Origin of the sequence: Arsenicicoccus sp. UBA2120 (assembly GCF_002330965.1) — a bacterium.
Lineage (GTDB): Bacteria > Actinomycetota > Actinomycetes > Actinomycetales > Dermatophilaceae > Arsenicicoccus > Arsenicicoccus bolidensis.
Map to the genome: position 1 here is coordinate 1 of NZ_DCYC01000068.1, position 26,883 is coordinate 26,883.

At 71.2% G+C, this 26,883-nt stretch carries 24 protein-coding genes and 1 pseudogene; 19 read left to right on the plus strand and 6 right to left on the minus strand.

The window, feature by feature from the left end:
- Nucleotides 1-561 (minus strand): annotated as a pseudogene (locus B2P18_RS09850) (inositol-3-phosphate synthase); the annotation flags it as partial.
- Nucleotides 562-820: 259 nt separating this feature from the next.
- On the opposite strand from B2P18_RS09850, the gene B2P18_RS09855 reads away from it, so the two are divergent.
- The 6 genes from B2P18_RS09855 (at nucleotide 821) to rplI (ending at nucleotide 6,403) form a co-directional block, all read left to right on the plus strand.
- The gene (locus tag B2P18_RS09855) at nucleotides 821-3,061 is read left to right on the plus strand and encodes a transglycosylase domain-containing protein (RefSeq protein WP_286958592.1); all 2,241 of its coding nucleotides are present in this window, start codon (nucleotides 821-823) and stop codon (nucleotides 3,059-3,061) included.
- A gap of 28 nt (nucleotides 3,062-3,089) precedes the next feature.
- Nucleotides 3,090-4,472 carry a glycosyltransferase family 87 protein gene (locus tag B2P18_RS09860; protein WP_286958594.1) on the plus strand — a complete coding sequence of 461 codons (1,383 nt, stop codon included), beginning with the start codon at nucleotides 3,090-3,092 and terminating at the stop codon, nucleotides 4,470-4,472.
- A 120-nt stretch (nucleotides 4,473-4,592) separates the two neighbouring features.
- Nucleotides 4,593-4,880, plus strand: a complete 288-nt coding sequence (gene rpsF / locus B2P18_RS09865) for a 30S ribosomal protein S6 (RefSeq protein WP_019286883.1) — start codon at nucleotides 4,593-4,595, stop codon at nucleotides 4,878-4,880.
- Nucleotides 4,881-4,929: 49 nt separating this feature from the next.
- Nucleotides 4,930-5,553 (plus strand): single-stranded DNA-binding protein, encoded by a 624-nt coding sequence (locus tag B2P18_RS09870; RefSeq protein WP_239264339.1) that lies wholly within the window; start codon nucleotides 4,930-4,932, stop codon nucleotides 5,551-5,553.
- Nucleotides 5,554-5,694: 141 nt separating this feature from the next.
- Complete coding sequence (rpsR, locus tag B2P18_RS09875; RefSeq protein WP_019286881.1) at nucleotides 5,695-5,931, plus strand: 30S ribosomal protein S18; 237 nt, start codon at nucleotides 5,695-5,697, stop codon at nucleotides 5,929-5,931.
- 22 nt (nucleotides 5,932-5,953) lie between these two features.
- The gene (gene rplI, locus B2P18_RS09880) at nucleotides 5,954-6,403 is read left to right on the plus strand and encodes a 50S ribosomal protein L9 (protein WP_029212167.1); all 450 of its coding nucleotides are present in this window, start codon (nucleotides 5,954-5,956) and stop codon (nucleotides 6,401-6,403) included.
- A gap of 255 nt (nucleotides 6,404-6,658) precedes the next feature.
- On the opposite strand, the gene B2P18_RS09885 is transcribed toward rplI, so the two are convergent.
- A complete protein-coding gene (locus B2P18_RS09885) occupies nucleotides 6,659-7,399 on the minus strand; it encodes a GntR family transcriptional regulator (RefSeq protein ID WP_029212042.1) in 741 nt (246 codons plus the stop codon).
- Between the two features lie 169 nt (nucleotides 7,400-7,568).
- Between B2P18_RS09885 and B2P18_RS09890 the strand changes: the two genes are divergently transcribed.
- From B2P18_RS09890 to B2P18_RS09900, 3 genes are read left to right on the plus strand one after another with little or no spacing between them, the layout of a single operon-like run.
- Nucleotides 7,569-8,636: a transaldolase family protein gene (locus B2P18_RS09890; protein ID WP_286958598.1), complete on the plus strand. Its 1,068-nt coding sequence runs from the start codon at nucleotides 7,569-7,571 to the stop codon at nucleotides 8,634-8,636.
- Between the two features lie 25 nt (nucleotides 8,637-8,661).
- A complete protein-coding gene (iolD, locus tag B2P18_RS09895; RefSeq protein WP_286958600.1) occupies nucleotides 8,662-10,623 on the plus strand; it encodes a 3D-(3,5/4)-trihydroxycyclohexane-1,2-dione acylhydrolase (decyclizing) in 1,962 nt (653 codons plus the stop codon).
- Nucleotides 10,624-10,640: 17 nt separating this feature from the next.
- Nucleotides 10,641-11,375 carry a sulfite exporter TauE/SafE family protein gene (locus B2P18_RS09900; RefSeq protein ID WP_029212040.1) on the plus strand — a complete coding sequence of 245 codons (735 nt, stop codon included), beginning with the start codon at nucleotides 10,641-10,643 and terminating at the stop codon, nucleotides 11,373-11,375.
- Between the two features lie 189 nt (nucleotides 11,376-11,564).
- Here the strand turns inward: B2P18_RS09900 and B2P18_RS09905 are convergent, their stop codons facing one another.
- Together B2P18_RS09905 and B2P18_RS09910 are read right to left on the minus strand one after the other, a co-directional pair.
- The gene (locus B2P18_RS09905) at nucleotides 11,565-12,557 is read right to left on the minus strand and encodes a sugar phosphate isomerase/epimerase family protein (protein ID WP_286958602.1); all 993 of its coding nucleotides are present in this window, start codon (nucleotides 12,555-12,557) and stop codon (nucleotides 11,565-11,567) included.
- Between the two features lie 2 nt (nucleotides 12,558-12,559).
- Nucleotides 12,560-13,780: a Gfo/Idh/MocA family protein gene (locus B2P18_RS09910; RefSeq protein ID WP_286958604.1), complete on the minus strand. Its 1,221-nt coding sequence runs from the start codon at nucleotides 13,778-13,780 to the stop codon at nucleotides 12,560-12,562.
- A 122-nt stretch (nucleotides 13,781-13,902) separates the two neighbouring features.
- On the opposite strand from B2P18_RS09910, the gene B2P18_RS09915 reads away from it, so the two are divergent.
- Nucleotides 13,903-14,889: a LacI family DNA-binding transcriptional regulator gene (locus B2P18_RS09915; protein WP_286958606.1), complete on the plus strand. Its 987-nt coding sequence runs from the start codon at nucleotides 13,903-13,905 to the stop codon at nucleotides 14,887-14,889.
- 117 nt (nucleotides 14,890-15,006) lie between these two features.
- Here B2P18_RS09915 and B2P18_RS09920 read toward each other — a convergent pair whose 3' ends face one another.
- Complete coding sequence (locus tag B2P18_RS09920) at nucleotides 15,007-16,344, minus strand: 6-phospho-beta-glucosidase (RefSeq protein ID WP_029212036.1); 1,338 nt, start codon at nucleotides 16,342-16,344, stop codon at nucleotides 15,007-15,009.
- Nucleotides 16,341-17,105: a DeoR/GlpR family DNA-binding transcription regulator gene (locus B2P18_RS09925; RefSeq protein WP_286958609.1), complete on the minus strand. Its 765-nt coding sequence runs from the start codon at nucleotides 17,103-17,105 to the stop codon at nucleotides 16,341-16,343. Before B2P18_RS09925 ends, B2P18_RS09920 begins: the two co-directional genes overlap by 4 nt.
- Nucleotides 17,106-17,260: 155 nt before the next feature.
- On the opposite strand from B2P18_RS09925, the gene B2P18_RS09930 reads away from it, so the two are divergent.
- The 9 genes from B2P18_RS09930 to B2P18_RS09965 form a co-directional block, all read left to right on the plus strand.
- Nucleotides 17,261-18,379, plus strand: a complete 1,119-nt coding sequence (locus B2P18_RS09930) for a carbohydrate kinase family protein (RefSeq protein ID WP_376783724.1) — start codon at nucleotides 17,261-17,263, stop codon at nucleotides 18,377-18,379.
- A 25-nt stretch (nucleotides 18,380-18,404) separates the two neighbouring features.
- Nucleotides 18,405-19,766, plus strand: coding sequence for an extracellular solute-binding protein (locus B2P18_RS09935; RefSeq protein ID WP_286958611.1), 1,362 nt, complete (start codon nucleotides 18,405-18,407; stop codon nucleotides 19,764-19,766).
- Between the two features lie 3 nt (nucleotides 19,767-19,769).
- Nucleotides 19,770-20,687, plus strand: coding sequence for a carbohydrate ABC transporter permease (locus tag B2P18_RS09940; RefSeq protein WP_019286868.1), 918 nt, complete (start codon nucleotides 19,770-19,772; stop codon nucleotides 20,685-20,687).
- Nucleotides 20,684-21,484 (plus strand): carbohydrate ABC transporter permease, encoded by an 801-nt coding sequence (locus B2P18_RS09945; protein WP_029212031.1) that lies wholly within the window; start codon nucleotides 20,684-20,686, stop codon nucleotides 21,482-21,484. Before B2P18_RS09940 ends, B2P18_RS09945 begins: the two co-directional genes overlap by 4 nt.
- A gap of 29 nt (nucleotides 21,485-21,513) precedes the next feature.
- Nucleotides 21,514-24,354 (plus strand): sugar-binding protein, encoded by a 2,841-nt coding sequence (locus B2P18_RS09950; protein WP_286958613.1) that lies wholly within the window; start codon nucleotides 21,514-21,516, stop codon nucleotides 24,352-24,354.
- Nucleotides 24,355-24,569: 215 nt separating this feature from the next.
- Nucleotides 24,570-24,806 (plus strand): hypothetical protein, encoded by a 237-nt coding sequence (locus B2P18_RS09955; RefSeq protein WP_286958616.1) that lies wholly within the window; start codon nucleotides 24,570-24,572, stop codon nucleotides 24,804-24,806.
- 173 nt (nucleotides 24,807-24,979) lie between these two features.
- Nucleotides 24,980-25,357: a MucR family transcriptional regulator gene (locus tag B2P18_RS18900; protein WP_169516846.1), complete on the plus strand. Its 378-nt coding sequence runs from the start codon at nucleotides 24,980-24,982 to the stop codon at nucleotides 25,355-25,357.
- A 138-nt stretch (nucleotides 25,358-25,495) separates the two neighbouring features.
- Nucleotides 25,496-25,654 carry a hypothetical protein gene (locus tag B2P18_RS09960; protein WP_156911397.1) on the plus strand — a complete coding sequence of 53 codons (159 nt, stop codon included), beginning with the start codon at nucleotides 25,496-25,498 and terminating at the stop codon, nucleotides 25,652-25,654.
- 635 nt (nucleotides 25,655-26,289) lie between these two features.
- The coding region (locus B2P18_RS09965; RefSeq protein ID WP_286958618.1) for an RHS repeat domain-containing protein at nucleotides 26,290-26,883 on the plus strand (594 nt) is incomplete at its 3' end.

Here is a 26,883-nt window from a genome sequence, read left to right on the forward strand (position 1 = left end):
CTTGATGTCGTCGCCGATGATCGGGACCCCGGCCGCCTCGAACTTCGCCGCCCACTCCGGGTCGCTGGCGATGAACACCGGCAGCGCGTTGACGAAGGCCACGCCGGCGTCGATCGCGCACTGGGCGTAGAACTTGTCGGCGTCCTCCGACCCCACGGGCAGGTAGGACACGAGGACGTCGACGCGCGCGTCCTTGAGCGCCTGGACGACGTCCACGGGCTCGGCCGTCGACTCGTCGATGGTCTGGCGGTAGTACTTGCCGAGCCCGTCGAGCGTGTGCCCGCGCTGCACCTCGACGCCCAGCGTCGGGACGTCGCAGATCTTGATCGTGTTGTTCTCCGAGGCGTTGATCGCCTCCGACAGGTCCTTGCCGACCTTCTTGTCGTCGACGTCGAACGCCGCCACGAACGCCACGTCGCGCACGTGGTAGTCGCCGAGCATGACGTGCATCAGACCCGGGACGGTGTCCTCGGGGCTGGCGTCCTCGTAGTAGTGGACGCCCTGGATCAGGGACGTCGCGCAGTTGCCGACGCCGACGATGGCGACGCGCACTTCGGGCATGGGAGCTCCTCGTGGGGATGGCTGGGTGCCGGGGGCACGTGGCCGGAGCAGCTCGTATGCCGTCCGCCCGTCACCGACATGACAAAGACTCACTTTGTCATGTCGGTCAGCAGGTTGTCACCCCGACCCGCGCGTCCGCACGGACCCATCACCGCACGCCCGGTCCCGGCGATGCTCCAGGCCGGGACCAGGATGGTTCGTCATACTGGAGGGCAGACCGGAGGTGGGATCGACCACCTCGGACCCTCAAGGAGATCGCGTGAGCCCAGCCACGACCCAGGGCGCCGGAGCCGGCGTCGGCCCCGGGGGCAACCCGCCGAGCAAGGCGCGCAAGCCCCGTCGCCGCCGCAGCGGATGGGCTCGCTTCCTCACCTGGTTCGGCCTCGCGGTCGTCGCCCTGCTGGCGCTCGGCGCCGCGGGCGTCGCCTACCTCTACGCGACGATCGACATCCCCGAGCCCAACCCGGCGTCCCAGGCGCAGATCTCGACCGTCTACTTCGCCGACGGCAAGACCGAGATGGGTCGGCTGACCGGCGGCACCAACCGCGAGAACGTCCCGCTGTCCACGGTCCCCGACCACGTGCAGAAGGCCTTCCTCGCCGCCGAGGACCGTTCCTTCTACTCCAACAACGGCGTAAGCCCGAGCGGCATCGCCCGCGCGATCAAGGTCTCGCTGGAGGGCGGTGCGACCCAGGGCGGGTCGACCATCACGCAGCAGTACGTCAAGAACACCTTCCTGACCAGCGACCAGACCATCCAGCGCAAGCTCAAGGAGATCATCATCTCCGTCAAGCTGGACCAGCAGCGCAGCAAGGACCAGATCCTCGAGGACTACCTCAACACGATCTACTTCGGGCGCAGCGCGAGCGGCATCCAGACGGCGTCCAAGGCCTACTTCGGCAAGGACGTCTCGCAGCTGACCCCGGCCGAGGGTGCCCTGCTCGCCTCGGTCATCCGCGGGCCCTCCATCTACGACCCCTCCCGCTCGGCGGCCAACCTGACGCGCAGCAAGGAGCGCGTCTCGTGGATCCTCGACGCGATGGTCGAGCTGGGCTGGCTCACCACGCAGCAGCGGTCCCAGGCCGTCTATCCGACCGTGGCCAAGGCCAAGCCGATCGAGATCACCGGCGGCACCAACGGCTACCTCGTCGACCTGGCCAAGAAGGAGCTCGTCTCCCGGGCCAAGCTGGACGAGGACGACATCGCCAAGGGCGGCCTGCGCATCGTCACGACGGTCGACCAGAAGTACCAGGAGGCGATGATCGAGGCGATCGCCGACCGGGGCGCCGCCGAGGACATCGAGGGTGCGCAGACCGGCATGTCCGCGGTCGAGCCCGGCACGGGGGCCATCAAGGCCTTGTATGGCGGCACCGACTTCGCCAAGCGTCCCTACAACAACGCGGTGGACGCGCACCTGTCGGCCGGCTCGACGTTCAAGGCCTACACGCTGGTGGGTGCCCTGCAGAACGGCTACTCCACGCGGTCCCGCGTCAGCGGCTCCTCGCCCTACCAGGTGCCGGGCACCTCCGACGAGATCGAGAACGAGTTCAACCAGCAGTACGGCTGGATCGACCTGCGCCAGGCCGCGGCCGACTCCGTCAACACGGCATTCGTGCGCCTCAACAACGCCATCACGCCCGCCGCGACCAAGAAGGCCGCCGTCGACGCCGGGATCCCCGACAACACCAAGGTCAACGTCGAGGAGAACCTCACCAACACCCTGGGCACCGCCACGCCGAGCGTGCTCGACAACACCAACGGCTACGCGACGATCGCGGCCGAGGGCAAGCGCGCGACGCCCCACATCATCGCCTCGGTCAAGAGCACCGACGGGGAGGTCGACTACACCGCGTCGACGAGCACCACGCAGGCCATCGACCGGGACGTCGCGGTCGACGTCACCGAGGCGCTGACCCACCCGATCACCGAGGGCACCGCGACATACGCCCAGCGGGTGCGTCGTCCGGCCGCCGGCAAGACGGGCACCGCCGAGGACCACAAGGAGGTCTGGTTCATCGGCTACGTGCCGCAGCTGGCCGCCGGGTGCGCGATCTACAAGCCGTCCGAGGACGGCAGGACCAACGTCCCGCTGGGCCGCAACGTCGGTGGCTACAAGTACTGCGTGCCGATCTGGACGCAGTTCATGCGCACCGTCATGGACGGCGTCGAGGAGAAGGACTTCCCCGAGCGGGTCGGCGTCAACGACGACAGCCGCAAGAACATCGGCACCCGCCCGCGCTCGACGTCCACCTCGAGCCCCGACGGCTCCTCGGACTCGACCCGGACGCCGGGAACCAGCGAGACCAGCCGACCCAGCGCGACCGCCACCTCGTCGGCCCCCGAGCCGTCGGACGCCCCGACGCAGGGCACGCCGACGGGGCCGAGCGAGCTCACCCAGTCGGCCGTGCCGACCCGGACGGCACGTCAGCAGCCCACGGCGCCGGCTCCGCCCTCCCCCAGCCAGGCGGTCGGCGCGACCACCGCCGCGGGCACCGGCTGACCGGACGCGGACCGGGCATGATGGGCGCATGCAGCTGAGCGACCCCACCCGCACCGTCGCGCCCACCCGCGAGGACCCGGTGGCCCGGGCCGCCAGCGAGTGGCTGGGTGGTCCGGTCGGGCGATATGCCGCCATCGGTCGCCGTGGTCTGCGTCCCGCCGTCGCCGTGCTGTCCTGCACGGCGACCGTGCTGATGGCCCTGTCCGTCCTCGTGCGGGGCCACTGCCTCTCGCGGGGCTGGCGCGCGGCGGACCAGTTCTGGCACGCCTGCTACTCCGACATCCCCGTCGTCTACCAGAGCAGCGGCCTGGCGGACGGCGGCTTCGCCTACGGCCACGGGTCCGGCGTGGGTCAGCCGGCCGGCACCGGGGTCGTGATGTGGGCGCTGTCGCTGCTCGTCCCCGGCGGCCCCGAGCAGGGGCGCACGCTGGCCGCCGCGCAGGTGTACTTCGCGGCGTGGGCGGGGCTGCTCACGATCCTGCTCGTCCTGCTCGTGGGGCTGCTCGTCCGCATCCAGCCCCGCACGCGCTGGGCGGTGGCGCACCTCGCCCTGTCGCCGGTCGTGGTGACGGCCGGGCTGGTCAGCTTCGACCTGCTCGCGGTGACGCTGGGCGTGGCCGGTCTCGTGGCGTGGGGGCGACGGCACGCCGTGCAGGCCGGCATCCTGCTGGGTCTGGCGATCAGCTGCCGCTCCACGGCCGTCCTGCTCGTGGTGGCGCTCGGTCTGGTGTGCCTGCGCGCCGGACGCGTCGTCGACTGGGGTCTCACCGCGGGCGTGGCCCTGCTGACCCTCGTCGCGGTGGTGGGCACGGTGGTCGCGCTGTCCGGCCCCCAGGCGCTGGACGTCTACACCGGGTGGGCGTCGGCCGCGCCGGGCTACGGCTCCCTCACCCACGTCATCACGTCGCTCGGCGTCGCGGTCCCGTCCGGTCTGGCGTCCGTGCTCGCCGTGCTCGGCTGGGTGGTCGCCGTCGTGGTCGCCGCGTTCTTCGCCCTGGGCACGGCCCGGCGGCCCACCGTCCCCGAGGTGGCGCTCCTGCTGGTCGTGCTCGTCGCCGTCACGGGCAAGAGCCTGCCCCTGCAGGCCGCCCTCTGGATCTGCCCGCTGCTGGCGCTGATCGGCGTGCGGTGGCGCGACCACCTCGTCTGGGCCGCCGTCGAGGTGACCTACTTCGTGGGGGTGTGGCTGCACATCGCGGCCCGCACCAACCCCGACCGGGGCCTACCCGCAGGCTGGTTCGCGGTGCTGGTCGTGGCCCGCATCGCCGCCTGGCTCTGGCTGGCGTGGGTCGTCACCCGGCGGGCCCGCGACGAGCCGCCGGACCGCGAGGCCCCCGGTCGTCCTGAGCGCGACCCCGTGGCCGGGGTCGCCGGCAACGCCCCCGACCAGGTCCTCCTCAAGGTCGTGTAGGCTGGGACGGCTCGTCTGTGTGCTTGCGACGCCTGTCGCGGGCGCCCGGACGTTCGTCATGCACACCCTCCTGTCACGGAGACTCCGTGACCGCCGAGACCAGAGGAGGTGGGTTAACGCATGCGTCAGTACGAACTGATGATCATCCTGGACCCCGCTCTCGAGGAGCGCACCATCCAGCCGTCGCTGGACAAGTTCCTCACCGTCATCACCAAGGACAAGGGCACCGTCGACAACGTCGACCTGTGGGGCAAGCGCCGCCTGGCCTACGAGATCAACAAGAACGCCGAGGCCTACTACGCCGTCGTGAACTTCACGGCCGAGCCCGCCACGGCCAAGGAGCTGGACCGCCAGCTCGGTCTGAACGAGTCCATCCTGCGGACCAAGCTCCTGCGCCCCGGCGCCTGAGTCGTTCTCGCACAGCTCGATCCACCACCCGCTCGACGAGGAGAGATCCATGGCCGGAGAGACCACGCTGACGATCATCGGCAACCTCACCCAGGACCCGGAGCTGCGGTTCACGCCGTCCGGTGCGGCTGTCGCCAACTTCACCGTGGCGTCCACGCCGCGCACGTTCGACCGCCAGTCCAACGAGTGGAAGGACGGCGAGACGCTGTTCATGCGCTGCTCCGTGTGGCGTGAGGCAGCCGAGAACGTCGCCGAGTCCCTCCAGCGCGGCATGCGCGTCGTCGTGACCGGTCGCCTGGTCTCCCGCTCGTGGGAGGACAAGGAGTCCGGCCAGAAGCGCTCCGTCATGGAGATGCAGGTCGACGAGGTCGGCCCGTCGCTGCGCTACGCCACGGCCAAGGTCACGCGCACCCAGCGCGGTGGCGGCGGTCAGGGTGGCGGCTTCGGCGGCGGTCAGGGCGGGTCTGGTGGCGCCGGTGGCGCGGCCGGTTCCGGTGGTGGCTGGGGTGGCGGCAACGCCGGCTCCGGCGACGACCCCTGGTCGACCGGCGGTGGCTCCGGTGGCGGCGGCAACGCCGCTCCCTCGGGCCAGCCCTCCGGCGGTCAGCCCGCGGCCGGCGGTCAGGGTGGCTGGGGCGGCGGAGCGCCGTCCTACGACGAGCCCCCGTTCTGATCGGCCCGGACACCTCGCACCACGCTCGGATCGAGCACGTCCGTCGGTGACGGCGCCCCGCGCCCGTCATACCGACAACACACTCTGAGCCGCTGCCCCAGGCCAGCGGCACCACGCATCGCAAACCCAAGGAGTCCCACAATGGCCAAGCCCGTTGTGCGCAAGCCCAAGAAGAAGGCGAACCCGCTCAAGGCCGCCAAGATCGAGACGATCGACTACAAGGACACCGCGCTGCTGCGCAAGTTCATCTCCGACCGCGGCAAGATCCGCGCTCGCCGGGTGACCGGTGTCTCCGTCCAGGAGCAGCGCCTCATCGCGCGGGCCGTCAAGAACGCCCGCGAGGTCGCGCTGCTTCCCTACTCGAGCTCCGCTCGCTGAGCCCGGGAAAGGACGAACTGACATGAAGCTCATCCTCACCAACGAGGTCACCGGCCTCGGCACCCCCGGCGACATCGTCGAGGTCAAGGACGGCTACGCCCGCAACTACCTGATGCCCCGCGGTCTCGCGACCCAGTGGACCAAGGGCGGCGAGAAGCAGGTCGAGGCGATCCAGAAGGCCCGCGCGGCGCGCGAGCACAAGACGATCGAGGAGGCCAAGGACGCCAAGCAGCGTCTCGAGGTCAAGGCCTACAAGGTGCCGGTCAAGTCCGGCGAGGCCGGCCGTCTCTACGGCTCGGTCCACACCGCGCAGATCGTCGAGGCGATCGTCTCCGCCGGTGGCCCCAAGGTCGACCGTCGCAAGCTCGAGGTCAAGGGCGCGATCCGCACCCTCGGCGCCTACGAGGCGACCGTGCGTCTGCACGCGGACGTCACGGCCAACGTCAAGCTGGACGTCGTCGCCGCCAAGTGACCTACCGGGGGTAGAGGCATCGACCGGCCTTCGTTCGTCAGGTTGATGCCTTTACCGGGGGTAGAGGCATCGACCGGCCTTCGTTCGCCAGGCTGATGTGACCAACCCAGGCTGATCCACCAGCCGTATGCCGAGAGGCCCGGCGCCATCCCCGATCGGGGTCATGGCGCCGGGCCTCTCGCCGTCCCCGCTCGCACGATCGACCCGTGCATGATCGACGGGCGCCGCGTGCCCGCGTCGTCAGGGGTTGCGTCGTCAGGGGTTGCGCAGGGTGTTGTCCACGACGTACTGGTCGCCCCGGTACGCGTGGTCGCCGTACTCGATCGGGGTGCCGTCGGCGGCGTAGGACTGCCACAGCACCGTCAGCACGGCGTCGGCGCGCGTGAGCTGCAGCTGGCGTCGTTCGGTGAGGGTGGCCATGCGGGCCCCGAGGCGCTGGCGAGCCACGTCCGCGACCACGCCCCGGCGGCCCAGCAGCTCGTAGAGCCCGTGCTCGCTCAGCTCGGCCGCCGTCAGCGTCGCGAACTGCGGCGGCAGCCACGACCGCAGCACCACGAGGGGGCGGCCGTCGGACCAGCGCACCCGCTCGAGATAGACGAGCGGCACGCGTGGCTCGAGCCCCAGCGCCGTGGCGGCGACCTTGTTGCGGCGGGCGGGCACGAGGCGGACCACCTGCGTCTGGGGGCGGCGGCCCGTGCGGTCCAGCTCGTCATACAAGGGGGTGAGGTCGTCGCGCTGGTGCACGACCGGGGAGGCGACGCGGGTGCCGATGCCGCGGTGGCGCACGAGCAGGCCGTCGGCGACGAGCTGGGCGATGGCCTTGCGGACGGTCGGCCGAGAGACCTGGAGGCGGGCGGCGAGGGACAGCTCGTTCTCGAAGGAGTCGCCGGGCTGCAGGACGCCGTCGTCGATCGCCGCGCGCAGCTGGGCCGCGAGCTGGTCGTAGAGCGGGGTCGAGGCCGCCCGGTCCAGCGTGACGGGCAGCGGCGTGGGCACCCGTGCACAGTATCCGATCTCGCCGCGGCGCCGGGTCCGATCCTCGCCCAGACGCGATGGTGTAAATGTAAGGACAATAGGTTGACATGGGGTCACGACGCGGTTTGAATGGCAGTACCCGCGACCGACCGCGACCCACCCGCACGCCGACGTGCACTGGAGGCATCTGATGAGCACCAACCTGAACTCGATGGTGGAGGCCAACCCGACCACCGTGCTGTGGAACGACTCCGCCGATCCCGTCGAGCTCAAGCAGTCGATCGAGTACGGCGCGGTCGGTGCCACGTGCAACCCCGTCATCGCCGTCACCTGCATCAAGGCGGACCTGCCCCGCTGGAGCGCCCGCATCAAGGAGCTCGACACCGAGATGCCCGAGGCCACCGAGTCCGAGATCGGGTGGAAGGTCGTCGAGGAGCTGTCGATCGACGCCGCGAGGCTCCTGGAGCCGGCGTTCGCGAAGTATGCCGGCCGCAACGGCCGCCTCTCGATGCAGACCGACCCGCGCCTCGCCCGCAGCGCCGCCAAGCTCGCCGACCAGGCGGAGTACTTCAACGGGCTGGCCGACAACATCATCGTCAAGATCCCCGCCACGCGTCGCGGCATCGAGGCGATCGAGGAGGCGACCTACCGCGGGGTCAACATCAACGTGACGGTGTCCTTCACGGTGCCGCAGGCCGTCGCCGCCGGGGAGGCCATCGAGCGCGGGCTGAAGCGCCGCGAGGCGGAGGGCAGGAGCATCGAGGGCATGGGTCCCGTCGTCACGATCATGTGCGGCCGCCTCGACGACTGGCTCAAGGAGTGCGTCGAGGCCGACGGCATCGACATCGACCCCGAGCACCTCGAGTGGGCGGGCGTCGCGGCGTTCAAGAAGGCCTACGGGATCTTCCAGGACCGCGGCCTGCGAGCCCGCCTGCTGTCCGCGGCCTTCCGCAACACCAAGCAGCTGTCGGAGTTCGTCGGTGGGGACGTCGTGATCTCCCCGCCCTTCAAGTGGCAGAAGCAGATCGTCGACGGTGGCGAGGAGCTGCCCGAGCGCATGAGCGCCCCCGTCGACCAGGCGATCGTCGACGAGCTCTACGCCAAGATCCCGGAGTTCCGCCGGGCCTACGACGTCGACGGCATGACGCCCGACGAGTTCGACACCTTCGGCGCCACCCGCAAGACGCTGCGCCAGTTCCTCGCCGCCGACGAGGAGCTCGACCAGGTCGTGCGTGACATCCTCGTCCCGGCACCCTGACGCGACCAGACCGAGGAGGACGACGATGACCTCGACCTACCCGTATGCCGGAGCACCCACCGTGCGGCTGACCGTCGCCCAGGCGGTGGTGCGCTTCCTGGCCAACCAGTGGTCCGAGCGTGACGGCCAGGAGCAGCGGTTGATCGCCGGCTGCTTCGGCATCTTCGGCCACGGCAACGTGGCGGGGGTGGGCCAGGCGCTGCTGCAGGACGACGTGGCCGCGTCCGCCGAGAGCGAGCGCGCGGGCTCCGAGTCCGCGCAGGCGTCCCAGCACCTGCCGTACTACCTGGCCCGCAACGAGCAGGGTGCCGTCCACGCGGCCACGGCATACGCCAAGACCAAGGACCGGCTGCAGACGCTCGCGGTCACGACCTCCATCGGCCCCGGCGCGACCAACATGGTCACCGGCGCGGCCCTGGCCACGACCAACCGGCTGCCCGTGCTGCTGCTGCCGTCCGACCAGTTCGCGACCCGCTATCCGGACCCGGTGCTGCAGCAGCTCGAGGACCCGCGCAGCCTGGACGTGTCGGTCAACGACGCGTTCAAGCCGGTCAGCCGCTTCTGGGATCGCATCAACCGGCCCGAGCAGCTCATCCCGAGCCTGCTCGCCGCCATGCGGGTGCTCACCGACCCCGCCGAGACGGGCGCGGTGACGATCTGCCTGCCGCAGGACATCCAGGCCGAGGCCTTCGACTGGCCGGTCGAGCTCTTCGCGAAGCGCGTGTGGCACGTCGCGCGTCCCGTGCCCGAGCCCGCCGCCCTGCAGCGCGCGGTCGAGGCCATCAAGGCGTCGAAGCGTCCGCTGCTGGTGGCCGGCGGCGGCGCGATCTACAGCGGGGCGAGCGAGGTGCTGCGGGCCTTCGCCACCGCGACCGGCATCCCCGTCGCCGACACGCAGGCCGGCAAGGGCGCCATCAACTGGGACCACCCGCTGTCCGTCGGCGGCGTTGGTTCCACGGGAAACAGTGCCGCCAACACCCTCGCCCGCGAGGCCGACCTGGTGATCGGGGTGGGGACGCGCTACAGCGACTTCACGACGGCGTCGCACACCGTGTTCGCCGCGGACGACGTGCGATTCGTCAACGTCAACGTCATGGCCTTCGACGCCGCCAAGCACAGCGCGACGATGGTGGTCGCGGACGCGCGCGAGACGCTGACCGCGCTCCAGGGAGCCCTCGAGGGCTGGACCACCGATCCGGCATACCAGCAGCACGCCGCCGACCTGTGGGCCGAGTGGGACCAGGTCATCGACGAGTGCTACCACCGCGACAACCAGCCGCTCCCGGCGCAGACCGAGGTGTTCGGCGCGCTCAACGAGCTCATGGGCGAGCGCGACGTCGTGATCAACGCGGCCGGCTCGATGCCCGGCGACCTGCAGGCCCTGTGGCGCGCGAAGACCCCCGAGCAGTACCACCTGGAGTACGCCTACTCCTGCATGGGCTACGAGATCCCGGCGGCGATGGGCGTGCGGCTCGCCCTCGACAGCGACGGCCACGAGGACCGGCAGGTCGTGGCGATCGTCGGCGACGGGACCTACCAGATGATGCCGATGGAGCTCGCGACCATCGTCTCGGAGGGGCTCAAGGTCATCGTCGTGCTCCTGCAGAACCACGGCTTCGCGTCGATCGGGGCGCTCTCGGAGTCGCGCGGGTCGCAGCGCTTCGGCACGAAGTACCGCATGCGCAACCGCGAGTCCGGGCGCCTCGACGGCGAGAAGGTGCCCTTCGACCTCGCCGCCAACGCCGCCTCCTGGGGCGCGGACGTGCTGCGCTGCAACGGGATCGAGGAGTTCCGTGCGAGCTACGCCACGGCCGCGGCGGCGGACGGGCCGGTCGTGCTCTACATCGAGACCAACCTCTACGGCCCCAACCCGCCCGGGCACGCCTGGTGGGACGTGCCGGTCTCGGAGGTGTCCGAGCTGGAGTCCACGCAGCAGGCCTACGCCGAGTACGCCGAGGAGAAGAAGGCCCAGCGCCACCACCTCTGACCGGAGCAGGAGGTCGTATGCCGGAGCTCAGCCTCCTCGCGTGGTCGCTGCTGGCGGCCGGTGCCCTCGTCGTCGGCTTCTCCAAGACGGCGATCGGCGGCGCCGCGATGGTGGCGGTCGGGCTGTTCGCCCTCGCGCTGCCGGCCAAGGAGTCGACCGGGACGCTCCTGCTGCTCCTGCTGGTCGGCGACCTGGTGGCCACGCGGGCCTACCGGCACACGGTCGATCGGGCGCTGCTGCTGCGTCTCGTCCTGCCGGTGCTGCTCGGTGTGGGGCTCGGCGTCGCCTTCCTGGCGCTCGTGGACGACCTGGTCCTGCGGCGCACGATCGGGGTGATCCTGCTGGTGCTGCTGGGAATTCAGCTGTGGACGACGCGACGACCCGTGTCGGGCAAGGGTTCTCGTGCTGCCGGTCGCGCGTATGGCGCCCTCGCCGGCTTCACGACGATGGTGGCCAACGCCGGCGGGCCCGCCATGAATCTCTATCTCCTGCGCGAGAACTACGAGAAGTGGACGTTCCTCGGCACCACCGCGTGGTTCTTCCTCGCGGTCAACCTCGTCAAGCTGCCGTTCATGGTGGGGCTGGGGCTGGTGACCGGGCGGGGCCTCGTCCTGCTGCCGCTGCTCGCGCCCGTGGTGCTGCTGGGCGCCTGGGCCGGGCGCCGGGTCGTGGCGCGCATCGACCAGGTGTGGTTCGCGCGGATCGTGACCGCGTTCGTGGCCGTCAGCGCGGTGCAGCTCGCCCTGCTCTGACGGCGGTCGCCGCGCCCTGCCCGTCGTCGAGGGGTCGCAAAGTCACGCGACACGCTGGGCAGCGCGACATACGCGTCCCCTCGCCGGCGCCGCACGCCGCGGCGGGCACCCCACCCCCAAGATCGTGAGTGTTTGGTCCAAGAATGTTGGAGAAAACACTCACGATCCTGGTGGGCGGGTGGGGCGAGCTCAGGCGCGGGCGGCGGCCTCGAGGAGGGTGGAGGCCGCCATACGCAGGCCGTCCATCGTCGACATGGCGGCGTCCTCGTGCTCGATGTTGATCACCATGTCCTCGTCGACCTCCTTGAGCGCGCGCAGCACCTCGACCCAGTAGTCCACGTCGTGACCGACGCCGACCGCCACGAACCGCCACGCGGGGTCCTGCGGCCAGGAGGCGCACCAGTGGTGGTAGCCGACGGGCACCTTGCCCTCCGCCTCGGGCGGGACGACGCCGAAGTCGACGTCGAGCACGCCCTTGGTCTTGACGCCGTCGAACAGCGCGATGTCCTTGGCGGCGGCGAAGAAGATGCGGTCGCCGAGCGTGCGGATCACCGTGGGGACGTCCATCTGCTGCCACATCAGGTGCGAGGTGTCCATCTCCACACCGATGTTCGTGGCGCCGGTCTCCTCCAGCAGCCGCTGGTAGGTCGTGGTGTTGAAGACCAGGTTGCGCGGGTGCAGCTCGAGGGCGACGCGCACGTCGTGGTCGCGGGCGAGCTGGTCGATCTCCTTCCAGAACTCCACGGCGATCGGCCACTGGTGGGCGAGGATCTGCTGGTCCTGGCCGTGCCAGGCGTTGACGACCCAGGTGGGGAGCGTCGCGCCGGGCTCGGCGCCGGGCAGGCCGGACATCGTGATCACGTGCTTGACGCCCAGCGCCGCGGCCAGCTCGATCGACCGGCGCACGTCCGACGCGTGCTTGGGCCCGTCGGACGCGTTGGGGGACAACGGGTTCCCGTTGCAGTTGAGGGCGGTGAGCTCCATGCCCTTGTCGGCATACACCCCGAGGTAGTCCTCGCGGGCCGAGGCCGAGGCGAGCAGCCCGTCGACGTGGAGGTGCGGGGCGGGGATGAAGCCGCCGGAGTTGACCTCGACCGACGTCAGTCCGAGACCGCGCAGCGTGTCGAGCATCTCGGGGAGGGACTGGTCGGCCAGGCAGGCGGTGTAGGCGCCGAACTTCATGGTCAGAGCTCGCTTCCGTGGGCGGCGACGGCGACGGAGGCGCCGCCGGACTGGTGGGACCGCACGACGGCGTCGACGACGAGCATCGTGCGATAGGCATCGGTGAACGACGCGTTGGGCGGCGTGCCGTGGTCCAGGCCCGCCACCTGGTCGAGGAAGGCGCGGCACTCGTAGGCGAACATCTCGGCGTTGCCGCCCCCGTTGCCGGCGGCCTGCATCGGGTAGCCACCGTTGAAGTACGGCAGGTGGGGGCCGGCGATGATGCGGCGCTCGCCGCGGGTGGTGGCGTCGGGCTGCTCGTCGTCGTAGGTGTACTCGGCGGGGCGGTGCCAGTCGACCGCCGCGCGCCCCTGCAGGCCGTAGACCTCGAGCCGCAGGCCGTTGGGCATCCCGAACGCCGTGCGCGAGCAGGCGAGCGTCGCGGCCACGCCGTTCGCGAAGCGCGCCGTGAACGTCGCGGTGTCCTCGTTGGTGACCGCGCCCGTCTCGTTCGAGACCGGCGCGGCGCCGTGGCCGACGACGAAGCCGAGGGGCTTGGGGCGCTCGGCGACGAGGGTCGACAGGGTGCCGCCGGCGACGGACTCGATGGGCCCGCAGACGAATTCGGCCAGGTCGATCAGGTGGGCGCCGACGTCCGCGAGGGCCCCGCTGCCCAGCGGACCGGTGAAGCGCCAGGTCAGGGGACCGCTCGGGTCGCACGCGTAGTCGCAGTCGTAGCGACCCTCGACCAGCGACAGCGGCCCCAGGTCGCCGTCCGCGACGTGCTGGGCGACGCGGGCCATGGCGGGGTTGCGGCGATAGGTGAAGCCGACGCCGGTCACGACGCCCGCCTCGCGCGCGGCGCCCTGCTCGAGCTCGGCCATGGCGCGCCCGTCCTCGAGCGTGCCGGCCAGCGGCTTCTCGCAGAACACGTGCTTGCCGGCGCGCACCAGGGCCTCGGCGATCGGGCGGTGCAGGTCGTTGCCGACGACGATCGAGACGATGTCGATGTCGGGGTCGTCGACGATCTCCTGCCAGCTGCCCACGGCCTTGTCGTAGCCGTAGCGCCGCGCGCAGTCCTCGGCGAGCGGGAGGTTGGCGTCGGCGATGGCGGCGAGCCGCACCGGCGGCAACCCTTCGAGGTCGAACATCGTGGTGGCCATGCGCCAGCCGTTGGCGTGGCTGCGCCCGGCCATCCCTGCGCCGATGACGGCGACGGACAGGGGCTTCGTGCGGTCGGTCATGGTGATGCCTCTCTGCATCTGCGGCCGGTCGATTCACCGAACCGGAACGTTCCGGTAGAGTCAATGCTAGGCCCCCACCACAGGCCTGTCAACAGATTGTCAGGACATGATGAGGAGGGCTCGTGGCAGCCGGACGCGTGACCATCGTCGACGTCGCCCGCGAGACGGGGATCTCCGTCTCCTCCGTCTCCGTGGCCCTGCGCGGGGAGCCGGGCGTGTCCGACGCGACCCGCAGCCTGGTCCTGGCCGCGGCGGATCGCCTTGGCTACCAGCCGGATCGGCGCGCCCGTGGGCTGCGCGAGCGGCGCAGCCGGGTGGTCGGGGTGACCTTCGGGCTGCACCAGACCTTTCACGCGGCCCTGGTCGAGAGCCTGTATGACGCCGCAGCCGGCCAGGGCCTCGACCTCGTCCTCAGCGCGACGACGCCCGGTCGTGACGTCGCCGCCGCGGTCGACAGCCTCCGCCACGAGCGGTGCGACGCGGTGCTCCTGGTCAGCCCCGACGTCGACGCGGCCACCCTGGCCGAGCTCGGGTCCCAGCAGCCGACCGTCCTGGTCGGCTCCGACCTGACGGCGCCGGGGGTCGACACGGTGCGGGCGGACGACGACGCCGGTATGGCGCTGCTCGTGGGTCACCTGCTCGAGCGGGGTCACCGCACGATCAGCTTCGTCGACGGCGGGGATGCCGCGATGGGTGCGACGCGGCGCGAGGGCTATCGCCGGGCGATGCGCGCGCACGGGCTCGAGCGCGAGATCGACGTGCTGCCAGGGGATCCCAGCGAGGACGCCGGTGTGCGAGCGGCGACCACGCTGCTGGCACGCCACGCACCCCCGTCGGCGGTGCTCGCCCACAACGACATGATCGCGACCGGGCTGCTGCTGACGCTGCGGTCGGCCGGGGTGGCGGTGCCGGAGGGGCTGGCGGTGGCGGGCTACGACGACACGCGGCTGGGGGCGCTGTCGAGCATCGACGTCACGACGGTGTCGCAGGAGCCGGCACGCCTGGCCGAGGAGGCGCTGCGGCTGGCGCTGTCCCGCGCCGAGGGGCGGTCGGCCGGTGAGGCGTCAGTCGTCGTGCCCCCGCGGCTCGTCATACGGTCCACGACCTGATCAGCCCCAGAGCCCCCAAAGCCGCTGCAGCCCAGAGCCCCCGAGCCCCCGACAACGTGAGTGTTTCCTCCAAGGTTTTTGGACCAAACACTCACGATCGTGGGGCTGTCGGGGAGGTCAGCGGAAGACGGCGTCCAGCGCCGGGATCCGCTCGCGATAGCCCGTGAGCAGCAGGCGCGCCGTCACGACCGAGTCGACCAGCGGGTGCAGCGCAAAGGCCTGCAGCGCCAACGACTCCGAGCCCTCCTGCGCCGCCCGGATCGTCAGCGACTCCACCGCCTTGACCTGCTGCACGAGCCCCAGCGGGTGCCCTGTCAGGGGCACGGCCGAGAGCGGCTGCGGCCCGGACGAGTCCACGATGCAGGGCACCTCGACGACCGCGTCGGCCGGCAGCCCGGGCAGGGCGGTGCCGTTGCGCACGTTGAGCAGCATGGACGCGCGCTCGTTGCGGGCGATCGCGGCCATCAGCGCCAGCGCCACGCCCTCGTAGCCCCCGCCCGCCACGTCGGTGGCGTCGCGCTCCTCGCCCTCCTCCCGCGCCTCGGCCATGTAGGTCTCGTCCCGCTCGCGCCGGGTCCGCACCCACAGCTCGTGCGCCTGCTCCGGCGAGTCCCCCACGGCGCGATAGAAGTCCGCCTGCGAGCGCAGGAGGTACTCGCCGCGCGTCTCGGCCGACCCACGGATCCCGGCGACCGCCTCGCGGGTGAAGTAGTAGTAGTAGAGGTACTCGTTGGGGATGGCGCCGATCGCCTGCAGCCACTCGGGGCCGAAGAGTCGCCCCTCCTCGGTCGACAGCAGCAGCTCGGGCTGGGCGAGCAAGGAGGGCAGCACATCTCGCCCGTCGTGCACCAGGGTCTGCAGCCAGCCACAGTGATTCAGCCCGGAGTAGCCGAATCGCGTTGCGTCGCCGGGCAGCCCGAGCGCGTGGGCAGCACGTCGCCCCAGCCCGAGCGGCGAGTCGCAGATGCCCATCACCCGGTCGCCGAGGACGGTCTGCATGGCCTGCGTGATCATGCCGGCGGGGTTGGTGAAGTTGATGAACCACGCGTCCGGCGCCAGCCGCGCCACCCGGGAGGCGATGTCGAGCGCCACCGGGAGCGTCCGCAGCCCGTAGGCGAGCCCGCCCGGCCCGGTGGTCTCCTGCCCGAGCACGCCGAGGTCCAGCGCCACCCGTTCGTCGCAGGTGCGTCCCTCGAGCCCGCCGACGCGGATCGCGGAGAACACGAAGTCCGTGCCCTCCAGCGCCTCGTCCAGCGAGGTGGTCGCGGTGACCGTCGGCGCGTCGGGACGACCCGCCGCCATCTGCCGCAGCACCCGCTCGATCACCCCGAGCCGGCCGGCGTCGACGTCGTGCAGCACCAGCTCGTCGACGCGGCGCTCGTGCCGGTCGCCGAGCAGCGCGCCATAGACCAGGGGGACGCGAAATCCCCCACCGCCCAGGATGGTCAGTCTCATGCCGTGATCACCTCCGTGCCGAGCTCCGCGAGGGTGGCGAGCACCTGCGGGTCGGCCTTGTCGTCCGTCACCAGGGTGTGTATGCCGTCCGCCCCGCACACGCGCAGGGTGCCGTGCCCGGGCAGCTTGCCGTGGTCGGCGAGCAGCACGACGCGGTCGGCGCAACGCATCATGGCCCGCTTGACCGGGACCTCGACGAGGGTGGTGTCGAGGACGTCGCCGTCGGCCGTGATGCCGCTCGTGCCGAGGAAGGCCGTGGTGGCCCGGACCTGGCGCAGCGCGTCCTCGGTCAGGACGCCCACCAGCGAGTGATAGGTCCGCCGCACGGTGCCGCCCAGGAGCACGAGCTCGACGGTGCGGTCGTGCCGCAGCTCGTCGAGGACGGCGAGCGAGCTCGTGATGACGGTGATGCGGCGGCCGCGCAGCTCGCGGGCCAGCAGCATCGTGGTCGTCCCGATGTCGAGGAGCACGACGTCGCCGTCAGAGACCAGCCGCGCCGCGCGCCGGGCGATGGCGTGCTTGGGCCGGAGCTCATGGGTCGCCACCCGCTCGAAGGGCACGGGCTCGTCGCGAGCCAGGTCGTCGGGGGGTAGCTGGGCTCCGCCGTGGACGCGGACGAGCCGCCCCGCACGCTCGAGCTCGGCCAGGTCGCGACGGACCGTGGCGTGGCTCGCGCCCGCCCGCGACGCGAGGTCGTCGATTGTGGTCAGGCCGTGGGCGCGCAGGTGGCGCATCAGGGCGGCCTGGCGCAGCTGCTTCACCCGCCCAGACTAGCGCTCACAACCACGCAACAGCGAGCACGATCGTGCAACGAGTGCGCGTTTTTGCTTGCATTCCCTGCCCACCCCGGACGATCATGTGACCCATCGTCCGATTGGTCCTTTCAGCGACGCGAGGCAGACAGCGAGGCAGACACGTGACTGGCCAGACCGGTCCCACCGGCACGTCCTTCGACCCGCTCGCGGACGTCCGCCACCCGGGCGAACCCGTGATCGACGTCATGCTGCACGGGATGGTCTTCCTCGACATCATCTTCAGCGGGCTCAGCCGCATCCCCGCCGGGGGCGAGGAGATCTGGGCCGACGGGATGGGCTCGTGCCCGGGCGGGTCGGCCAACCTGGCGGTGGCGAGCGCCCGCCTCGGCCTGCGGACGGGCCTGTCGGCGGCCTTCGGCGACGACGCCTACGGCGACTTCCTGTGGAGCACGCTGCAGGACCAGGAGGGGGTCGACCTCAGCCGGTCCCGCCGGTTCGAGCACTGGCACACCCCGGTGACGGTCTCGGTCTCGCACGAGGGCGACCGGCGGATGATCACCCACGGCCACGACGCCCCCATGTCGGCCAACGACCTCATCGGCACCCCGCCCCGCAGCCGGTCCGTGCTCTTCGACCTGCCCTCGGCCGACGACTCGGACGAGCTGCTGTGGATCGACAAGGCCCGCGAGCAGGGGTCGCTGCTCTTCGCCGACGTCGGCTTCGACGGCACCGGCGCCTGGGACCCCAGGGTCCTGGACCCCCTCGACCGCTGCCACGCGTTCACGCCCAACGTCGTCGAGGCGATGGCCTACACCCGCACGGACACCCCCTACGACGCGCTCTACGCCCTGGCCGACCGGGTGCCGCTGGCCGTCGTCACCAACGGCGCCCACGGCGCGCTCGCCATCGACGGCTCCACCGGGGAGGAGGCCACGGTCCCCGCCCTGCGGGTCGAGTCCATCGACCCGACGGGCGCCGGGGACGTCTTCTGCGCGGCCCTGTCCCTCGGCACCCTCGCCGGCTGGCGTCTCGACGACCGCCTCGCCTTCGCCGCCCTGTGCTCCGCGCTCGCGGTCCAGCAGTTCGGCGGCTCCCTCGCCGCCCCCGGGTGGGGCGACATCGCGGACTGGTGGCACGCCCAGCGCCAGTCCCCGTCGCCCACGGCGCTGCACAAGGCCGTGCTGCGTCGATACTCGTTCCTGGACGACCTGGTCCCCGACGTCCCGCCGAGCGCGGTCCGTCGGGCGGCTGCCACCATTGCCCGACGGTCCGACGTGTGACCGCGGCCCTCTCGAAGGAGTCAGCATGAATCGCAAGGCATGTGCGGCCGTGGTCGCGGTCGCCGGGACGGCCCTCGCGGCCTGCGCACCGGGCTCGTCCGGCTCCGGCGGGAGCACGGCGTCGTCCCAGAGCACCGAGCGCGCGGTCAAGACCGACGCCGCCCAGCTCGGCGACGTCACCCTCACGGTGTGGGACCAGGAGGTCCGCGGCGGCGGCAACGCCCAGATGACCAAGAACGTCGCGAGCTTCCAGGCGAAGTACCCCAACATCAAGATCAAGCGCGTCTCCCGGTCGTTCGACGACCTGTCCAAGACGCTGCGCCTGGCCCTGTCCGGCAACGACGCCCCCGACATCGTGCAGGCCAACAACACGCGCTCGCAGATGGGCCAGTTCGTCAAGGCGGGTCAGCTGATCCCGCTCGACCCGTGGATGAAGGCCTACGGCTGGGACAAGCGCTACAGCCAGTCGCTGCGCTCGGTCGTCTCCTACTCGCCGGACGCCAAGACCTTCGGCTCCGGCAACCTCTACGGCCTGCCGCAGGTCGGCGAGGTCGTCGGCGTCTACGTCAACAAGGACAAGCTCGCCAAGGCCGGCGTCCAGAAGCCCACCGACTGGGCGGGCTTCGAGTCCTCGCTGGCAACGCTCAAGGGCAAGGGCGAGGTGCCGCTGATGCTGGGCAACCTCGACAAGTGGCCGGCCGTGCACGTCTTCGGCGTCGTGCAGGGGCAGAACGTCAAGGCCGACGAGATCCGCAAGCTCGGCTTCGGCAACGCCGGCGCCTCGTGGACCTCCGACGGCAACAAGAAGGCCGCGTCGACCCTGGTCGACTGGGTCGACAAGGGCTACCTCAACCAGGGCTTCAACGGCCAGGGCTACGACCCGGCCTGGCAGGCCTTCACCAAGGGGCAGGGCGCCTACCTGATCGCCGGCACCTGGCTGCAGGCCGACATCTCCAAGGCCATGGGCGACAAGGTCGAGTTCATGCTGCCGCCGCCCGCGCAGGCCGGCGGGACGACCTACACCACCGGCGCCTCGGGCCAGCCCTTCGCGATCACCAACAAGGCCAAGAACCCCGACGCCGCATCGGCGTTCATCAACCACATCACCACCCCCGAGGCGATGAAGGTCATCGCCGAGACCGAGAACCTGCCGGTCGTGGACACGGCGGCCCAGAAGGCCCCCAACGCCCTCGGCCAGCAGGTCTTCACGGCCTTCGACACGACGACCAAGAACGACGGCCTGCTGCCCTACCTCGACTGGGCGACGCCCACGATGAGCGACACCATCGGCGCCGCGCTCCAAGACATGCTCGCCAAGAAGGCCACCCCCGACCAGACCCTCGAGAAGCTCCAGAAGGACTACTCGGACTTCACCTCCAAGGGCTGATCGATGGCCTCGAGCTCCTCGTCCCGCAGGCTCTCCCGACGGTCCGGTGGACCGCCGGGAGAGCCGCGGGCGATCGCCTGGGCGTATGTCGCCCCCGGGTTGCTGGTGTACGCCGCGTTCCTGCTCTACCCCTTGGTGCGATCGATCCAGATCTCCTTCTACGACTGGGACGGGCTGACGCTCGGCACGTGGGTCGGGCTCGACAACTACGTCAAGGTCGTCCAGGACGAGGGGCTGCGCGCGGCGTTCACGCACGCCCTGGTGCTCATGCTCTTCTTCGCGGTGGTCCCGCTCGCCGTCGGGCTGCTGCTCGCGGCGATCCTCAACCGCGCCAAGGTCCGTGGCCTCGGGTTCTTCCGCACGGTCGTGTTCCTGCCGCAGGTCGTCGCGATGGTCGTCGTGGCCGTGGCGTGGCGGCGCATCTACGCCCCCGACGGGACGCTCAACTCGCTGCTGCAGGCGGTCGGCCTGGACGGCCTGACCCGGGCCTGGCTCGGCGACTACGCCCTGGCGCTGCCCGCGGTGGGCTTCGTCGGCACGTGGTTCGAGACCGGCCTGGTCACCGTGCTCATGCTCGCGGGGATGGGCCAGATCGACAAGGAGCTCTACGAGGCCGCCCGCCTCGACGGCGCCGGCCCGGTCCGCGAGTTCTTCTCCATCACCCTGCCCGCCGTGCGCGGCGAGATCTCGGTCGCGCTGACGCTCACGGTCATCGCGGCCCTCAAGACCTTCGACCTCGTCTACGTCACCACCAAGGGCGGCCCCGGCAACCAGACCAGCGTCCCGTCCTACGAGGTCTACCACCAGGCCTTCGAGCTCGGGCAGGTCGGTCTCGCCAGCGCGATCGGGGTGAGCCTGACGATCGTCATCTTCGTCATCTCGTTCCTGATCACCCGTCTCGTCGAGCGAGGTGACGCATGAGGATCTCCCGCGGCGAGCAGATCGCCAACTACGTCATCCTCGGGCTGTTCTCGCTGTTCGCCCTCTATCCCATCCTGACCATCGTCGTGGCGGCGTTCGGCCATGACGAGGGCGCTCCCGGCGGGCCCGCCAACTTCGTCACCGCCTGGGACGTGGGGCACTTCGCGACATACATGCGCACCTCGCTGCTGGTCTCGCTGATCGTCGTGGTGGTGGCCACGCTGCTGTCGATCATGTCCGGCTATGCCCTGGGCGCCATGCGGTTCCGCGGGTCGACGGTGCTCTTCTACGTCTTCCTGCTCGGCATCATGATGCCCGCCGAGGCGATCGTGGTCCCGCTCTACTTCGACCTGCGCAGCCTGGGCCTGACCGACACGATCTGGGCGATCGTGCTGCCGCAGATCGCGCAGTCGGTGGCCTTCGGGACCTTCTGGCTGCGCACCTACTTCCGCTCCTCGAGCCGCTCCATCGTGGAGGCCGCGCGCCTCGACGGCGCCTCGACCTGGCGGATCCTGTGGCAGGTCCTCGTGCCCCTGGCCCGACCCGCCATCACCACCCTGCTCGTCCTCAGCTTCATGTGGACGTGGAACGAGTTCCTCATCCCGCTGGTCATGGTCACCGACGACGGGCTGCGCACCGCGCCGCTCGGCCTCGCGTTCTTCCAGGGCCAGTACACCCAGGGCTTCACCCTGCTCGCCGCCGGTGCCGTGCTCGTCGCGCTGCCGGTGGTCATCGCCTACCTCTTCCTGCAACGCCACTTCATCGCCGGGATGCTCGAGGGCGCCGTCCGCGAGTAGTCCGGCTCCAACCCCAGAAGGAGCACGGCATGGCACCACATCCCGCGGGACGTCGACGAGGACGCGCCGCACTCACCACCCTGGCCGCCGTCACGGCAGCCCTCACGGCCGGCACCACGGCCATCGGCAGCGCGGTCGCCGCCCCCTCGGACGACCACGCCGACGCTCGCTCCGACGCTCGCTCCGACGTTCGCAACGGCAGCCTCCAGGCCTTCGCCCGCGGCCCCGGCCAGCAGGTCCGGGACACGTCCATCGGCACCCCGGTGGACCTCGGCCTGCTCTACGTCGGGGCCCACCCCGACGACGAGGCCGGCACCCTGTCCACGCTCGGGCTCTGGCGCCAGCGGTATGGCGTGAAGAGCGGCGTGGTCACCGTCACGCGCGGGGAGGGTGGCGGCAACGCCGCCGGACCCGAGGAGGGCCCGGCGCTCGGGCTGCTGCGCGAGGCCGAGGAGCGCAAGGCCGTCGGCAAGGCCGGCATCACCAACATCTACAACCTGGACAAGGTCGACTTCTACTACACCGTCTCCGAGCCGCTCACCGCCAAGGTGTGGGGGCACGACGACACCCTGGCCCGGACCGTCCGGGTGATCCGCCAGACCCGGCCCGAGGTGCTGATGACCATGGACCCGGCACCGTCGCCGGGCAACCACGGCAACCACCAGGAGGCCGCGCGCCTCGCCGTCGAGGCCTACCGCGCCGCGGGCGACCCCGGCCGCTTCCCCGAGCAGATCACCAAGGAGGGGCTCAAGCCGTGGGCGCCTTCGCGGCTGCTGACCCGGTCCTTCGCCGGCACCTCGTCCACCGGCCCGACCTGCGGCTCGACGCTGGTGCCGCGGGACGCGACGCGTGACGTCTACGGCGTGTGGGGCGGCGAGCGTGCCCCCGACGGCCGCACCTGGGCCGCCGTGGAGCGTGAGGCCCAGCGGCAGTACGTCACCCAGGGCTGGGGCGGCTTCCCCGATGTGCCGACCGACCCGACCAAGATCGGCTGCGACACTATGACGCAGATCGAGTCGCGGGTGCCGATCCCCGAGCCGGGGTCCGCCGCCGCGACGGCCGCCGACGGCGCCATCGCCGGGGCGCTCACCCGTCCCGCCGGCGCCCTGCCGCTCGGCACCGGCGCCATCCTCACCACCGACCAGGCCGACATCCAGCCCGGCGGCCGGGTCACCGGCACGCTGACGGTGACCGCTCCGGCCAAGCAGGCCCTCACGGGTCTGCGGGCGCAACCGGTCCTCCCGGCCGGGTGGGCGGTGCAGGCCGGCACCGTGCCGGCCCGCGTGGCGGCCGGTAGGTCGGTGCAGGTGCGCTTCACCCTGACCGCGCCGAGCGGTGCGGCCACGGGCGCGCGCTCGCGCCTCGCGGTGCGCCTCACGTCGGCCCAGGGCAGCGGCTACGTCGACCGCTCGATCCTCGTCGCCCCGGCCGTCACCGCCCACCAGCAGTGGCTGCCCCAGGTCGACCAGTTCGAGGCCTGGACCCGCGAGGCCCAGGTGCCCCAGCTGAGCGGCACCGTCGCCCCTGTGCTCACCGTGGCCAGCGGCGGGCGGCGCGACATACCGGTCGTGGTCACCAACTCCTCCAGCAGCACCCAGTCCGGCCAGGTGACCCTCAAGCCCCCGGCAGGCTTCTCCGTCGCCCCGGCCGGCCGGGCCTACGGGCCGCTCGCACCCGGGGCCAGCGCCACGGTCACCTTCACCGTGACCAACACCGACGCGACCCTCAAGACGGGCGCGCCCGGAGGCGACTACGCCTACACCCTCGAGACGACCAGCTCGACGGGCACGGCCAGCACCCCGCAGGCGCTCGAGCTCGTCCCGCAGACCGTCGCGGCCAAGGCCAGGCCCACCCTCGACGGCGTCGTCACGCCGGGTGAGTACGGCGGACCGGCCCTGGACATCTCGCGCGTGTGGGAGGGCACGGCCTGCGACTCGGCCGCCGACTGCTCCGGCCAGGCCTGGGTGAGCTGGGACGCCGACACGCTCTACGTCGCGGCCAAGGTCGTGGACGACACCAAGGGCACGGCGCTCGCGACCAACGACTGCAAGCGCCACTGGCGCACCGACTCCCTGGAGATCGCGATCGACCCGCGCGGCACCTCGGAGAACACGTCGACGACCTTCAAGGCGGCTATCCTGCCGTTCACCGCGGAGGGGCCGGCGTGCGGTCTGCGCGACGCCGACAACCACCAGGGCCCGGCTGCCTCGACGGCTCCCGGGATGACGTGGTCCGTCAAGGTCAACGAGCCCTACACCGGCTACACCGCGGAGGTCGCCATCCCGATGAGCGAGCTGCCGTCCGCGATCGACCCGGCGCGCCTGGGGCTCAACGTCCTTCCCTACGACTCGGACACGCAGGACAAGACCGGTCAGACCCGCATCGGCTGGTCCGTCTGGGGCGGCGTGCAGGGCGACCCCTACCGCTGGGGCCAGGTCCGGCTCGACGGCTACGTGCCGCCGGCCGGTCGCTCGACCACGCCCAAGGAGCCGGTGATCCCGCTCGAGGCGCTGTCCTCGCTCGACTCGCCGCAGTCCGTGGCCCAGGCCGTCGTCGACAACGTCGCCCTCGCGGGTGGTCCGTCGGCGACCCTGCGCACCGGTGGCTGGATCGAGTCGGTGCGACCGGCGTATGGCGAGGCCGTGGTCACCGTGCGTGCGGCGCGCGCCGGCGTGGCCCACGTCTCGCTGATGGACGCCTCTGGCGTGCTCGGCCGCCGGACCGTCGAGGTGCCCGGTCGCGGGACGCTCGCGGTGCGGGTGCCGGTCACGCGCCCGGCTGTCGGCACGCCGACCGCGCTCGTGGGCTGGGACGGCCCGGGTGAGACCACCCTGTCGTCGTCCGTGACGCCCTCTCGGTCCGGCCGGTAGTCGTTTGTGGTGCAGGGGCACCCACCGATCGGTGGGTGCTCCTGCGCTACGACCAGCAGGGTCTGGACGCTACAACGAGCAGGCAAGTAGGCATGCGTCCGGTTCGCGTCGGAGGTGGATGGCATCGACTATTGCGCCGTAGCCCCCGCACAGTGTGGCGATGGATTGGCGGGGACACACCCGTGCCCGGCAGCGTTGCTGCCGAGGTCGAAACCTTGGAGGACTACACCGCCCGTGCCGTCGGCCGGGTCGTCGACGAGCTGCGCGGCGCTCGTGACCCGGGGCTGGCCATCTACGACGAGGCCGACCCCGAGTGGAGCGACCTGGTCGAGTCGCTGCAGTTCGAGCGGCCCGTGCCGGCCCGCTGGTGGCGGATGGTGGTGGCGCGGGCGGTGCACGAGGTGCCGGGCGTGCAGATCCGCTCCGTGCGCGACGTGCGGATTGATGGGTGATCACGCAGGTGCCAAACGCATCGGCAGGCAGCGCCCGGTCGTGGTGCCGGATGACTTGTGGGCCGCGATCGCCGCCATCGGCACCCGTGACGGCGTCTCTGGGAGCGTCGTCGTCCGGAACGCGTTGCGGCACTATGTGGAGCTCCCGGCCGAGCAGACCCGGCAGATCACCGATGGGCGGCACGCCACCTCGTGCACGGTGCCCGGGTGCGAGGGAACGCACGCCGCTGGCGGGCCTGTGCCGGCTGCACTACTCGCGCAAGCGCCGCGGTCGCGGCCTGACGGATGATCAACCGGCCCCCGGGTCGCCGTCTGGCCACGGCCGATACGGTCTCCTGGACGATGATGGCGACGCCGCCCTGTGCCTCGAGTGCGGTCTGCGGCGCGCTGCGCTCGGCTACCACGTGCAGGTCGCGCACCAGTTGACCGCGCGGGAGTACAAGCTCCGTCACGGGCTGCCTCTCGGCGCCGGTTTGACGTCGGCCGGCGTGCGCGAAGCGATGTCCGTGAGCGCGCGGGAGAGGGTTGGTACGCCAGGGTGGCGGCTATAGGCGGCCCGAGACCGTCAGGCGGCTAGCGCCGCCCGTGACGAGGAATCTCTGCGTTCACCCGCGACGCTGCGCCGGCCCGTCGGGCGCCGGGCGCGCGTGTAGTGCGACGCGTGTCTGTCGGAGGCTGGCCGTAAGGCTATGGAGCAGCATCACGTCGAGGCGGCCGCCGCCAGAGCCGGTCGAGACGCGCAGATCCTGGAGCTGTGGGAGCAGGGCCAGACGAAAGCGGAGATGGGGCGAACCGTCGGGATGACCGCTCAAGGCGTCGGATACGCGCTGCGCCGCCTGGGGCAGTGAAGGGGCCGTCCACGGACGGCGGTAGCTGTCGTGACCGCCACGGGGGGGGGTGAGGTCCATGTGGGTGATTCTTCGTTTACCCTGGTTGACGTGGCCTGGTGCGAGGCGCACGTTGCAGTGACACACAGGTTCTGCGTGATCACTGAGCGTGTCTAAGCCTGAGGAGCTCGTTATGGCTGGTTCGTCATCGTGGACGGGTCGTACTCGGAAGTCGGTGCTGGTGACTGCTGCGACGGTGTCGTTGGTCGCGACGTCGTTGGGTGGTACCGCCGGGGCTGTGGGGGCGGATCCGAAGCCGCCATCCCCGGGGCATTCGAGGTCGAAAGTGGGCCCGAACCCGGGGGACAAGGGCAAGAAGGCCCCGACCCACCCGGAGGCGCCGGGGTGGGTGAAGGACAAGGTCGCCAAGAGCCGCTGGAGCGCGCCGGGTCAGGTGCGCAGGGGTGCAGTGGGGATGGTCCCGCCGCCGTCGGCGCGGTGGACGTACGAGGGCAGCGGTGATGGTCTCGAGAGTGTGGTGCAGGCCACGGGTGGACGTGCGGCTCCTCACGTGGCTGCGCCGGAGCGGGTCGCGGCGGTGGACCCGGACGAGGCTGTCGCGGCGCCGGGTCTGGGGGTGCAGGGGCACTACGGGAATGGAGGAGTTCAAGATCCGCGAGGGGCTGTCGGTCGCGGTGAACGTGGCCAACGGGAATCTGGTGGTCCGGTCGACGGACTTGAAGTTCAACGGGCCGGGGATCGGGACGAGCTGGGACCGGTTCTACAACGGCCTGGCCACGCGCACGGGCGCGTTTGGTGGCAAGTGGTCCCTGTCGGGTGGGCATGACGTGGGCCTGGAGGTCGGGACCTCCACGGTCGTGTTCCGGGGCCCGTCGGGGTTCCGGGCCACGTTCACCGGGTCGGGGTCGACGTGGACGGCGCCGACGGGCGTGAACGCGAAGCTGATCAAGAACGCGGACGGGTCCTGGTCGGTGCGTACCAACGGCACCGGAGAGACGCTGAAGTTCACCGCGGGCGGGTACTTGATCCAGCACAACGACCGCAACGGGGTCGGCCTGAAGTTCTACTACGGGTCGACCACACAGATCCAGAGCGTCGTCGACGCGGCGGGCCGCACGTCGACGTTCACGTACGACGCGGCCAAGCGGATCACCAAGCTGACTGATTCGGCGGGGCGGGCGATCACGTACGCCTACGACGCGGCGGGACGCCTGGCCTCGGACACCAAC